At 56.7% G+C, this 12,507-nt stretch carries 13 protein-coding genes; 6 read left to right on the top strand and 7 right to left on the bottom strand.

Annotated features, from left to right (window positions below; all coding sequences use genetic code 11):
- Positions 1–922 precede the first annotated feature (922 nt).
- The 6 genes from GRF63_RS03430 to GRF63_RS16365 all read left to right on the top strand — a co-directional run bounded on the left by GRF63_RS03430 (position 923) and on the right by GRF63_RS16365 (position 6,662).
- Positions 923–1,165 carry a hypothetical protein gene (locus GRF63_RS03430; protein WP_160484572.1) on the top strand — a complete coding sequence of 81 codons (243 nt, stop codon included), beginning with the start codon at positions 923–925 and terminating at the stop codon, positions 1,163–1,165.
- Between the two features lie 499 nt (positions 1,166–1,664).
- Complete coding sequence (locus GRF63_RS16635) at positions 1,665–1,787, top strand: hypothetical protein (protein WP_272914639.1); 123 nt, start codon at positions 1,665–1,667, stop codon at positions 1,785–1,787.
- On the top strand, positions 1,784–2,140 hold the full coding sequence (locus GRF63_RS03425) for a thermonuclease family protein (protein ID WP_160484571.1): 357 nt from the start codon (positions 1,784–1,786) through the stop codon (positions 2,138–2,140). The genes GRF63_RS16635 and GRF63_RS03425 overlap by 4 nt, the downstream gene beginning before the upstream one ends.
- A 236-nt stretch (positions 2,141–2,376) precedes the next feature.
- Positions 2,377–2,595, top strand: coding sequence for a DUF6961 family protein (locus tag GRF63_RS16775; RefSeq protein ID WP_419865942.1), 219 nt, complete (start codon positions 2,377–2,379; stop codon positions 2,593–2,595).
- A gap of 955 nt (positions 2,596–3,550) precedes the next feature.
- Positions 3,551–5,221: a putative bifunctional diguanylate cyclase/phosphodiesterase gene (locus GRF63_RS16725; protein ID WP_337189602.1), complete on the top strand. Its 1,671-nt coding sequence runs from the start codon at positions 3,551–3,553 to the stop codon at positions 5,219–5,221.
- Positions 5,222–6,167: 946 nt separating this feature from the next.
- Positions 6,168–6,662 (top strand): hypothetical protein, encoded by a 495-nt coding sequence (locus GRF63_RS16365; protein WP_202131654.1) that lies wholly within the window; start codon positions 6,168–6,170, stop codon positions 6,660–6,662.
- On the opposite strand, the gene GRF63_RS16770 is transcribed toward GRF63_RS16365, so the two are convergent.
- The 7 genes from GRF63_RS16770 to GRF63_RS03385 form a co-directional block, all read right to left on the bottom strand.
- On the bottom strand, positions 6,556–6,822 hold the full coding sequence (locus GRF63_RS16770) for a LuxR C-terminal-related transcriptional regulator (protein WP_419865949.1): 267 nt from the start codon (positions 6,820–6,822) through the stop codon (positions 6,556–6,558). The genes GRF63_RS16365 and GRF63_RS16770 overlap by 107 nt on opposite strands.
- A 616-nt stretch (positions 6,823–7,438) precedes the next feature.
- Positions 7,439–8,269: a hypothetical protein gene (locus GRF63_RS03410; protein WP_160484568.1), complete on the bottom strand. Its 831-nt coding sequence runs from the start codon at positions 8,267–8,269 to the stop codon at positions 7,439–7,441.
- Complete coding sequence (locus GRF63_RS03405; RefSeq protein ID WP_160484567.1) at positions 8,266–9,090, bottom strand: hypothetical protein; 825 nt, start codon at positions 9,088–9,090, stop codon at positions 8,266–8,268. The genes GRF63_RS03410 and GRF63_RS03405 overlap by 4 nt, the downstream gene beginning before the upstream one ends.
- Before the next feature lie 100 nt (positions 9,091–9,190).
- A complete protein-coding gene (locus tag GRF63_RS03400) occupies positions 9,191–9,751 on the bottom strand; it encodes an FHA domain-containing protein (protein WP_160484566.1) in 561 nt (186 codons plus the stop codon).
- On the bottom strand, positions 9,748–10,647 hold the full coding sequence (locus GRF63_RS03395) for a 3'-5' exonuclease family protein (protein WP_160484565.1): 900 nt from the start codon (positions 10,645–10,647) through the stop codon (positions 9,748–9,750). Before GRF63_RS03395 ends, GRF63_RS03400 begins: the two co-directional genes overlap by 4 nt.
- A gap of 87 nt (positions 10,648–10,734) precedes the next feature.
- On the bottom strand, positions 10,735–11,622 hold the full coding sequence (locus GRF63_RS03390) for a DNA polymerase III subunit epsilon (protein ID WP_160484564.1): 888 nt from the start codon (positions 11,620–11,622) through the stop codon (positions 10,735–10,737).
- Positions 11,623–11,836: 214 nt separating this feature from the next.
- The gene (locus GRF63_RS03385; RefSeq protein ID WP_160484563.1) at positions 11,837–12,484 is read right to left on the bottom strand and encodes a hypothetical protein; all 648 of its coding nucleotides are present in this window, start codon (positions 12,482–12,484) and stop codon (positions 11,837–11,839) included.
- Between the last annotated feature and the right edge of the window lie 23 nt (positions 12,485–12,507).

Below are 12,507 nucleotides of genomic sequence, written 5' to 3'. Positions count from 1 at the left end.
TATTTTCAAAATTTTCATCGTTCAGCTCCGCATTTAGCGTGGCAACCCATATCAGGCAGGCCGGGAAAAATATTAAAATCCGAGTACTTATTCACCACAAGCCCGCCTGAAGGCCTACCTGAGGTTTCAAATCGACACATCGCACAGATCATTGGATATTGCAACTGCACAATAAACAGTTCCGCAGTTTCAACCTCCCCATTGATAATGGCAAGAGATAACGTCGGTTCCCGATGGCTACTGTGACTTACCGACGATCTGCGTGGCATTGAGCGACATGCTAATTTGGCTTTCCATAAGTGACCGCCGCCAGTTTTCCCGGACCAACGAACAGCGAAGCGTTTCCACCAGACCATCCTCAAAAGAATGCGTTGCCGCATACCCATTCACGCGCAGGCCTTCGCGGCGTCGATGGCATACCGCCGGTCGTGGTACTGCCATTCCTCGATCAACGTATTTGGCGGGCTGCACGAGCGCCCATCCGCTGAAGGAGCAAATGGATTACATTCTGAAGTCCGTCAATCTCCAAACATGCACAACCATCCTCCTCGCATGTGGTATCGATGATCTCGACATTGGTGAGTTCAACCCCGCCTCCTAGACTATAAATCTCACACAGTTTATCGCTTGCGAGAAGAGCCGCGATCCGGCAGAAATGATCTCCTATCTGTAGCCAATCATGCACATTGGTTTTGTCGCCGTAAATTGGAATGGCGCGCCCACGCCGCTTATTCAGTAGAGATAGACGAATGAGCTTATGGGGATGCTGGAAGAGCCCGTTACCGGCAATTCTTAGGCGACTTGGGCGACAGGCTTGCGCACCCCACTATCCGTGATTGTTAACGAAAGCAGATTCTTTTCGCGTTTCGTATTCACAGCGATGAGGTGATATATAGAGATTCGATTAGAATGATAGACGGGGATGATAGTGCAAAATCATGGCGCACTTGTCGGTTGGACAAGCAGAATAACTGATGAACGTTTCATACTCACGATTGAAAACTTTCAAATTCAAGACAAAAAGCAGCGCGTTGAACCTGAAGTCTTCACATTGACAATGACGAATCAACAGGCCGCTTTGCTAGGAAATTACCTGTTAGAGAAATCCGGCCAATCCCGGGTTCCTGAAAGTGAGAGGACTTGGTTCAGGCGTATGTTCGGTTGATCCTGAGCCCATAGGATTGGGCAGTCTGCATATCGAATTAATGCTGCACGCTTATCTTCGCAAATAAGCTCAAGAGGATTATGTACCAGTGGCAGAGCTCAGGACGGTGCTTCCAGTTTAATCGCAAATCTTTTCGATTCCCCGCAGCGTTCCACCTCCTGATTTTCGGCTTTGCCCAGATCGGTCATCGCCGGCTTAAGTTTGACATTTAATCGAAGGTATCGACGTCTATCCAGACAGTCCACGGACGTGGTGTGAAGTCTCCGATGAGTACGTTGATCTAAAGAGCAAAGGTCGTCTGTGCACAGTGGTGAGATGGAACAGCGATTAAAACGCCAAATCCCCTGCTTCTGCACTTTTGCCGCGTGGCGGCTCCTTGTTCAGTTGATTAGAGTTTGGAACGCGGCGCGCCGGGCCGGTGCTGCTCCTGTTTTACGGGGCCAAGTTGGATTGATACGACACCTCGACCGAGATAGCGATGGGAAGGGATGGAGACAGAATGTTGGATGATCCGAGAGATAGGGAGGGTAGTGATCGCGAAATCTATCGCGATGCGATGGTGCTTGTCGGATTTTTGATGTCTGTTATCGCGCTGCCCGCGATCTATCTGGCTTTTGCATGATCCTCGCGGCCATCTCGCTTGCGTATGCCGTCTGCGCTGCTGAAGGCGTTCGAATTATCTGCGTCCACGATGGCGATAGCTTCATTGTCGATCGAGAGCGGATCCGGATTGCCGATATCGACACGCCGGAACTGGACGGGCAAGGCCGATATGAAAGCGAGCTTGCTGTAAGGGCGCGCTATCGCCTCACCCAGCTTCTCAATGCCGAAACTTTCGAGATCCGGAGACAGGGCGAGGATCGCTATGGTCGGAAGCGGGCGTTTGTCGCGAATAGTCAGGGTTCGATAGGCGATCAGCTTGTCCGGGAGGGGCTAGCGCGAACTCGGACCAAGCGGAGGGAGCCTTTGTGCTGAACACCCGAAACGATGAGGATGCGCAAATCGTGCGCTCGTGGCTTGAGCATTTGCAAAGCGGGACCTGTGGCGAAGAGTTGCTCCATGTAACCCTCGATGCCGAGGAAGCGCTGGTACGTTTCAGGCAAAGGCTGGAGAATGCTTAAGTCACTCACACCTCAAGGTCGCATGGTTATTGGTGCCGTGACCTTCCTTCTGGTCCTGGCCATCGCGATCATTGGGTGGGCTCAATTGAGATGATACGAGACAAAGAGATTTGGGGCATGGCTCTATGGGTAGAAAGGCACCACGGCAGCAGCAGTGGCCACACGTTCATAGCTGATCGAATTGCCGAATTGGAGGTGGGGAGAGAGCATAACGGTGTCGATCTCTGGCTGAGGGTGAAAGAGCGCTTCGAGCAAATTACCACCGGCCCCGTTGCGATCTACGGGCAACCGGAGACTTGGCCGCACTAATTGAAACTGCTCGCCGATTTCTCATGATTTTTTAGAGCACCGTGGTGTTCGCTTGGTGCATCTTCGGGATATCCGATCTAATTGCGGACGCTGTGTTATTCGTCCTTTGGGTCCCTCCTTATCGCCCAGATCAGCGATCCGATGGCAGTGATTGGCGTGGCGAAGGCAGAAATAAGCGACGCGTCGAATGATGGCATGACAAGCTCCTTTCACAGCCGAGTAACCAAATAGGTTGTATATAGGAAAGGTGTTTCTCGGGTTTTTCAAAAGCCACGGGCGCAAAATTCGGTGTATTTGACGCAGCACCATTTCCAATATGTCTAGTGGGGCCCGAAGCGCATTCGTTTCATCTGGGGGACGGCAATGCTTCACGCACCAAGTACGCCTCAACGCCAGTGCGAAATTCAAACTAGCAAAAGCACGAACTAACGCCTCGAGCATGATGTTAACTCGCTCGTCACGCAGCACCCACACACATCGGACTATTGACAGCTATGCGCCTGAGATAATGATGAGACTCAAGCGCAATCGTTTCACTGGTTTGTGGGGATCCTGCTCTGAGACTTGAGAGCAGTCATTCGCCAGCTCCCAAGCAATCTTGGCATTGCGCCATTTTCTGTTCTAATCCGCTTCACCACCAAGACCGCAAAGAAGCCGCCACTTTCTTTGAGGAGCAACAGCGGGTCAAAATTGCGCAGTGTGCAGAGGTTAATTATACAAGTGCTACCCACTAGGGCAAGTCCCTTGTGCGGCCACTAAGCCTTGCTAAGCCCAGCGCCGTTACTGATTTTGACTATGCAAAAGTGTGGTCAGCGACACTCCGAAGCGATTGCTTCTATGAAATTTTTGACTGGTCGCCGCGCGCCTGACTGGAATCATCTAGCTTCAAGATTCGCGTTGTGGAACTCCTTAGTTTCAACGTTTTCGGCCTTTCGTTCTTCGTTGGCTCGCTGAGGTGACTCATTCGAACGACCCATCTTCAATAGATCGTTTTGCTAGCGCCATGAATGTTGCGCTGATCATTACCGACACTAGGGGTCGGATCAAATACTGGAATTCAGAAGCAGAAAGGATGTTTGGCCATCACGAAAGTGATGTGATCGAAACTCTCATCGAGATAATAATTCCCCAGCGTTTTCGTGCCCAGCATCGGGAAGGACTACGACGCACGGTAGCGTCTGGCGTTAGCAAACTTTCCGGCAAGTCTATCGAGCTTTTTGGACTCAGAGCCGACGGATCCGAATTCCCTGTCGAAATGAGCTTGGCTAGCTGGCTGGGACCAAAAGGACTCGAGATCGGAGCAAAACTCAAAGATATTACCGAACGACGTGAGAAAGAGCAGAGGCTCGAGAGACTGGCACACCATGACGCGCTCACGGGTTTGATAAACAGAGCTGGGTTTGAGGCAGCATTGAAAAACCCGGCGTCCCTTAAAGGGTCAACAGTGCTCGCGCTCGATCTCGACGGTTTCAAAGAGGTCAATGATACGTTTGGGCATGCGGTAGGCGATAGCCTTCTCCAAGCAGTCTCCCTTCGCTTAGTGGGCAATTTGGAACAAACCTCGACGGTTGCGCGAATGGGCGGCGATGAATTCGGTGTGCTCCTCCCAGGCACAACAAAATGCGAAAAGGCTTTATACGTCGCCGCGCACTTGCGAGATGTTTTTTTGGAGCCTTTCGCGATTTGCGGTCAGCATATTCAAATTGGACTCAGCATTGGCGCCGCTATTTCGCCTCTGCATGCAGCTGATGCGGAGGAACTTTTAGTCAAAGCGGATATGGCACTTCTTGCCGTAAAAAAAGCGGGTGGACGGGGTGTCAGAATCTTCGACGGAAACATAGACGACGAGATGCAGGATCGTCGTGCATTTAAAGATGAGCTTCGCAATGCAAGCGATAGCTCTGAATGGGAGCTCGTGTACCAGCCGCAGGTGCGTCTTTCAGACGGCACCCTGATCGGTGTCGAGGCTCTCTTAAGGTGGAACCATCCGCAGCGGGGTTTCTTGGCGCCGGCTGCATTCATAAGCATTCTGGAAAAGCATCTAACAGCCAACCAAGTCGGCGATTGGGTAGTAGACGAGAGTTGCCGTCAGCTAGCCTATTGGAGAGATCAAGGCATCGATGTACCTCGGGTAAGTTTTAATCTTTTCGCAGCCCAATTTGGGAATACGACGCTAACCACCTCGATCAGCTCAGCTCTTGAGAAATACGCGTTGAAGCCGTCTGATGTCGAGATCGAGATAACAGAGACCGTCGTGTTGCGGTCCGACGACCAAATATTGAAGACGCTAAAGGCGCTGCGCGAGTCTGGCGTAAATATTGCACTTGATGATTTCGGCACCGGCTTCGCCTCACTATCCACATTGTCGCAATTGCCGGTGACCCGCCTTAAGATAGATAAGGCGTTCGTGGCAGATCTCGGAGTGAGGCCGCAAGGAAGCGCCATCGTCTCGGCCGTTGTTTCACTTGCGCAAGGTCTCAATCTCGAAGTTGTTGCCGAGGGGGTGGAGACTGAGGAGCAGCGACTGCGTCTGATGGCTCTTGGCTGCCATGAAGGGCAAGGGTTCTTGTTCGGGAAACCTGCAAAACCCTCCGACTTGCTCGAAAATCGAAGATCGGCAGCATAAAACGCATGTGAGTTAGCTATATAACTCTGTTGTAGACCAAGAGCGGCGAGGCAGCTTTCGCCCCAATTGCGGACGTTCGCGTCGCTCGTTGGGCGCTCCACAAGCGGACTGGCAACTTATCCTCACTTACGTCCGGAAGTCAGCAAATGACCCGTCCAATACAAGTAAAGAGCCTCAAATAGCTATGACCGCCGCGACCTTGAAAATGCGCTCACAACCACCGATCCAAGAATCAGCTACCAGTCCCAATCGACGGCCACCGCTTCCTCACTTCGGAAGCCTTTCGCCTCAGTTCCGCTTCCAGTCGTAGCCGGGTCAACCTGCAGCACCAGCAGGTGCGACGCCCAGCAGGACCAGACCAGCAAGCTGCAGGGCTGATCCCGAAAGCATGGCCGGAACTTAACCACTTTCGGCGAGCGCTCCGTCCGCTTCTTGCAAAGACTTGCAGTGATGCCGATGAATAAGGTTCTCTTCGGCCAACAAGTGGTAGCCATAAAGCTCGACGGTCCGGTTCGGCAAAGGAAGGCGAGGAAGCCGCCAACCTGATGGGCGGTCGGGCGAAACGGATTGCTGAGTGGAGAAACGAGAACCACCTGTCCAACCATGGCTGGCCCGGTGACTAATGTTCTGTGACCCAAGGGGACGAATGACATGAGAACTGTGCCGGACACAACCACCCCCAACCAGTCGTGAACCGGCGATTAGAAGGATGAAGGTGGCTCTCTCAAGGACGAGCCGAAAGCCGCCCGTCAGCGAACGACCCGACTGTGGGCGCAGAGTTTTCAATCTCTCGATTGTTTCCTCGTGGTAAAAATGTTGCTTTTGCTACCATTTATTGGACAAGAATGACCTTTCGCAACAATTGATATTGAGAAAGATTTGCACTTATGTCAGATGAGGCTCAAGTTTTTTCATAAGCAGGGGTCGCTTAGGGAAAGCGAGTTGCATGGATAATGATCGAAGTGTCGCTATTGAACCCTTGGCACCGGAACTTTGGTTTGAGCGTTTGGGGTTACTCGAAGCCAGTTTGAGTGAAAAGACGAAGACGATCGAATGCGCTTTGCGCCATTGCTATCATCTTGCGCAATTAGCTCCTGGGCCAGTTATCCAATTAGTGGGTTGTATTCCTGACGAAAGCGCTTTTGAAGAGTTGCTTGAGCACGAAAGATACAGGGATGCAGCAGAGCGGATTGCGTCATCGGACTTCTTTGATTTGACGGTGAATGTCCCCGATGGCCATGCCGTCGTCAAAGTCTCTTGCCCCATCTTTAGTTCCGAAGCCGAGGCAGTGGCAACCGAGGCTAGCACCACGATCTTGCTTGCTTGGCTTAGAATTATGCTTGAGATTCAGAAAGGTGCGCAGGGTCAGTCTGGTCTTCTTGGAGGTCCAGCCCTGCATACACCCCAATCCGAACGGCATCGGCGGTCGACACCGCATTGATCTTCCGAAAAGCATTACCTCTATGGATTTCAACGGTTCGAGGACTGATGTCGAAAACGCATGCAATGCTTTTCGTGGAGTGACCTAATGTTACAAGAGTGAGAGTGTCCTTTTCGCGCGATGTTAACAGCGAAACTAACTTCTCGGCATGAACCTTCATTTCGTGTCGTCTACGCCGCACATTAATAGCTTTTCTGGTATTTTCATCGAGCAGGTCCGCCTCCTCCGACCGTTCGGATGGACCGTCTGCTATCTCGAATAGAGCCCGTAAGGCTATTTCAAGGTTAGCACTCATGATTTATTCGATCGTGAGTAAATGAGCAAAGCGAAAATTTTTCGCAGCAGATTATCAATAATGATATGAACTCTTTCTGTGCGTTCATTTTCTATCGCCAATTCGTTGGCCATCCAACCCCATTCGCTCAATTATGTTTTCGTTTATAGAAAACACCCTCTGCTTACAAGCTACAAACACTTTCTCAAATTGGTGCTGGGCAAGTGCAGGTGCCCTTACGCAACTGGGTCGTTGAAAGACGTTCCAAAACGTGATCGCTTTAATGTCCGCTTTCCACCCCAATCCCCGACATCCAAGGGCTGCCCGGAATGCCCCGTAAGCGGACATTGCTGTGACCCGACATCTTCGTCCGCTTTTGCGCGCCGCATTCGGCACTCCCTATGACCGGGATGAGGGCGCGAGGCAGACATTTAGGGGCGGGCTGGCGAATGCGGATGCAAAAAAGAAGGGGCAACCCTTGCTAGGCCGCCCCAGTCTCGCTTTAGCCGCCGCCACCAATCTCCCTGTCGGCGAACGCGAGCTGCATCAGCCGCTCACTCAACGCCCGGGCGCCTTGCCGATAGGCAAGCTCTCCCCAGTCAGGCCAGCGGTCGATGCGCTCGTGGAGCCAGAAGAGCATTCTGTCGCGCGCGTAGTCGTCCGCGAACGTGACGGACCAGAGCACGCGGGTGAGCGGAATGTTCGGTCCGAGGCCGACACCCGCGAGCACGATGGCCGGCTGCCCGGCGATGCTTTTGCGCCCGAACCGGTATTGCAGGTGCACGGTCGCACGCTCCTGCGCCGCGATCAGGCGATCGCGCTCGTCCTTATCGGGCGTGCTGGTGAGGCCGTGGAACCAATTGAGCGTCGGCAGGCCGATCGCGAGCGGCGCCGCATCGGGACTCCGGGTGGAAGCGAGCATCACCAGAACTGCACGTCCCTCGGGCGACAGTTCGGCGTCGAGACCGGCTTCCGGCTGCGGCATCAGCAGCTTGTGGCCAGCGAGCCAGCTCATGTAATGCCTGCTCCGGTCCCAACTGCCGAACAGGTCGACCGCGCGTTCCTCGGTGTAGATCACCCGGCGGTCGAGCGAGACCAGCGTGGCGAGCATGAACTCGAGCTCCTGGTTGCGGGTATCGCTGCGCGGGATCGCGGCCATGCCCAACCGCTCCGCCCAAAAGTATTCCCGTACGCTGCTCCAGATCTGACCGGTGTGGTCTGTCAGCGGCGGATAGCCATCGAGCTCACCCTCGGCGACGAGCCAGTAACCCCACGGCAACGCGGGATTGAACCGTTCGGTGTAGGGGATCTCGTCCCACTCACGCGCGCTCACCGGCGGCGCTCCGGATCGAGACCGACCGGCGGCGGGGATGCCGGATCGAGCTGGGTGTTGCTGTCGCTCGTGCCATCGACGGCGGCCTTGAGCAGTCGGGCGAGCCTGCACGTCTGCGAATAGACATATGCGATGTCACGATAGATCCGGCCGTTCTCCGCGCCGAGGTCGTTCGCATTTATCGGACGTCCGGGGACCAGATCGTGGTTCCGGTCGCACTGGAACCCGAACCACCAGAGCGGTTGGTGAGCGCTACCATCGTCACTATTTTTGCCACGGCCCGGGCGTTTTCTATCAGCGATGATCGGATGGCAGATGGTGATCTCCGCCGGCCCGTCCTCGCACGGCGCCGCGTAATCGAGGCCGCCGTGCGGACAGATGCCGAGCGCCCCCGGCACGGCGTCGACCTCGAACCCGAATAGGGGATGATCCTCGCCTACGCCGGTATAGCCCCCCAGCACCCCGTCTTCCTGCCGCAGGATGGTACAAGGCAGGCCGGTCGCGGCATCGACCCAGGCGAGCTTGTCCGGCTCTTGCTGCCACGGTCCGTCGCTAGCTGGATGGCGTTCTGGAACGTGGAAGATCTGAGTCGCTTTGATCTTCTTGCCGGCGATGGCGTAGGTTTTGGTTCCTCCGGTCGGCACAAGCGCCTGGCTCGTGGTTTTCTTCCTGGGCATTTTGATAAGTCCTTCTGATATGAAAAAAAGCCGCTGTCCTGAGCGGACAAGCGGCTGCTGATCGCCCGCGGGATGGCGAGCGCGGATGGCACGGTGGATCGCGAACGACGGGCCGTGCCGGTTCCCGTCCTCCTGCTGGATCACGTCATCTTTTCCTCCCTCTTTATTTCATCGTAATCGTAGTCATCCCGACCGCCGATCCGCTGGTGCTGCGCCGCTGCGGCGACGCGATCCTGCCAGGCTTTCAGCTCTGCGCCTTGCGTGCCCGCTCGATCCCGCGCCACGCTTCCCATGCCGCGGCCAACCAGTTGCGCTGCTTCGGCCTGCAATGGGTCCACAAGAAGAGCAGCCAGAGCGCCTGCGCATCGCGTGCGGCCCTGGTTTCCATCCTCGTCCACATGGGACCGCTCTCGGCGACGATGCCATAGGCTGCCGCCGCATCGAGAAGTTCGCGTCGTTCGCAGGGCAGGCAGATCGTCCTGAGATCGGGCCGGTAGCGCGCGATCAGCGCCGGGGGATCGGGCGGTAGCGGCCGGCCCAGGACGGCGCTGTGTCGCAGCGCATGATCCGACAAGTGCTTTGTGTGCGCCAGCACGATCGCATCGCGCGGGATCCGCTCGGCGATAGAAGTGATGACCGTGCGTTGCGTTTCGGCGGATCCGAACGAGCGCCGATCAAGCTCGAACCTCGCGCCGCGCTTGGGACCTGTCCTCACCACGAGCAGCGCTGCGCCTGGCATCCGGCAACCATCGATACAGACCGAAACCAAAACGCGCGGATGCGACATACGGCGGACGGCAGTCATGCCGCTTCCTCAATTCGGTAGACATTTCCTCGCAGGGCCGCCGAACGCAGCCGGTCTCTTGCCCACGGTTTGAAGTCGCGGATCACGAACGCGCTGTCCGGTGAGGCCGCCAACGCCGCATCGGCGACGGCCATTGCGGCGCGCTCACGGTCGCAGCCGATCTCGCCCATCGCGGCAAGCCAGCGCAGGGCGACGATCGTAGTGGTCAGCACATCGGCGAGGACGTGATCGTGGACCGCGACCCAGTCGCCGGCCTCGACCAGTTTGCCAATGTCTTCGGGCGGCGAAGGTTTGGCGGGGATGCCGGCACCCGCCGCATACTCGTCGAGATGCACCGGATCGGCCTGCACGGTGGTCGAGCGGCACAGGTCGATCCGTTCGCGCGCGTGAGGCGAGGTGTCGCGCAAATGGATTGGCAGGTTCAGACTGTGACGGCAGGCCTGGTAGCGCAGCACGGCGAGATCGCGGACCTCTCCGCCCCAGGTCACCATCCGCGCTTCGCGTCCAATGGAATTGAGCGCATCGAACAACCCTCGCAGGATGTCGACTTCGGCATGATCAGCGAGCGTCATGACGACAGGTTCGGCGATCTCGGGAAGGTCGCTCTGCCCATCGAACCGCACCACCATCCAGGCAGCGGCGGCGATAGTGTGGAAAGGCCAGCGAATCTTTTCTTCCTTTCGGCGGCCATGCTGGTCGTATTTGGGTTCACGGCCGTAGGCCCAGCCCCTGTGGGCCTCGTGCCGGAATTTGTACTCGAAATCGCAGACGAGGAAGACGCGCGGGCCAGTTATTTCGTCCCGTGCGTGCGCAGCGATAGCGGCATGCGCCTGTCGCTCGAGCGAGCGCTCCAGCGCGACGAGATCGGTTACGCCATTGTGGGTGTTATTGGTCATGTAAATTCTCCACTGCAGATGCACGAAGGCCCGCAGGATCGGGCGGGCCTTTGTGAAGGTCGTTAAAGGTTGGATGGGGAGCTGCGATCAGCGGTGCCGTTCGCGTGCGGTCATGTTGCTGAGCGTCGGCTCCGGAAGGCCGCTGCGATAAAACCAGGCCCGCTCGTGATCGACCAGTTCGGGCTCGATCTCTCTTTCCCAGACGCTCGCGCCCGCGTTCCAGCGATATTGCCTCGCTTTCAGCAGATCCTTCTTCCCGATCGGCGAGCCGGTTGCGCGCACGAGCGTCGTGGTCCGGTCGGCGCCTTCCAGCAGGCGCTTGAAGTGCGAGCGTTCGGGATCGGCGCCCCAACCGCCGCGGCGCTGCTGGAGAAGCCAGAAAAGGCTCCAGACATCGTCGCCTGCGCGGTGGGCGGTAGTGTGCCAGCCTTCCTGCGCCAGCAGCCATTGCTGGGCGCGCCCATCGAGCCCGGCGCGCAGCCAGTCGATGTCCTTCATCGAACATCCCCAGGCGGCACCGGCGAGTTGCGGATAGCGCCGCTCCAGCCAGGCGATCTCAAACGAAGAATTATGCGCCACGAGTAAGTCCGCGCGGTCCAGCATGGCAAGGACCGTTTCGTCGGGGATCGACTTACCGATCAGGTGATGGTTCGCAAGGAACGTAAGCCAGGTGATGCGCGGGTCGATCATGACGCCCGGATCTTCCTGCCAGACGCGAGGCGCGGCATGGTTCACGACCTCGCCATTCTCGTCCACCCAGACGAGCATGATCGCCAATTCCATGATGCGATCGCTCGCGGGATCGAGACCCGTGCTTTCCAAGTCGATCAGCGCGACGCATCGCTTATCGGGCGGTGCGCCTTTTGGCGCATCGAAATATGGCCGCGGGACCGCGCGCAGGACGCGGTAATTGTCGTCGGTGGCGAGGCGCTGCGCGAGCGCCTCGCTGTCAGCGTTCAGATGCTCGGTATTCATGAAGCTTTGCCTTTCGGTTCGTTGCCGAACCGGCGAGGCGGGAGCCGAGCGTTCACGCTCTTTTCCTCTCACTCTGCCGGTTCACCCGGCAGGCCTCCACTCCAGTCTTTTCATGGTTCGCATGACGCCGTGCAGGCGGTCGTGTTTTCCTGCTGCGGAAATAAAAAAGGGGCGGCCTCTTGGCCGCCCCGTCCTCGTCTCTCGGGAGGATGCGTTATTCGTCGTAGTCGTATCGCGACATGTCTATGGGATAATCTTCGGCTTCTTCAGTTGCCGCCGTTTCCCTCACCACCTCGCCTTGGACAGATGCTACGCCCAACCTTCCGAGCAGGGCATCGTGTTGGTTGCGGAGTTCGTCGAGCCGTGCCTCTGCGAGATCCGCACGCTCCTGCTCGGCTGCAATGTTCCGGGCGGAACCCGCCAGGTCCTGCGCCAGCGTCTCAACCTTACCGTCCGCGAGTGCACGGGCTTCCCGTTCACTGACGAGTTTGCTTTCAAGGAGAGCAATTTCTTTGCGCAGCAAGGCTTCGGTCTGGTCGCTACGCTGACGCTCCTCGTCGATGGTCTTCCCCGTGAGCCCCAGCGCGACATACACCATGTCTTCGACACCGGCCCGAAGCTGCCTTTCGAGTTCATCACGCAGGCCGTCGGGCGCCTGCCGAACGTGTCGTATGCCCTGCGCTTCCATGCGTGTCTTCCAGTCTTCTACCTTATCGTAGACCGACTGGTTGCCTTTCGGCATGCCAAGCGCGGTAGCAACGGCGTTCCCATACACCTGGTCGAGATCGCCGCCGGCCTCTTGCAATAACCGATTGGCAATCGCATCGACGTCGGTCTGCGTCTTGTAATCCCTCTTTTTCATGATTTCGAACCTTTCCTGTCGGC

It is taken from the genome of Aurantiacibacter rhizosphaerae, from assembly GCF_009807005.1.
GTDB lineage: Bacteria > Pseudomonadota > Alphaproteobacteria > Sphingomonadales > Sphingomonadaceae > Alteraurantiacibacter > Alteraurantiacibacter rhizosphaerae.
Note: the sequence above shows the minus strand (reverse complement) of the source record. Positions and strands in the feature narration are given on the sequence as shown.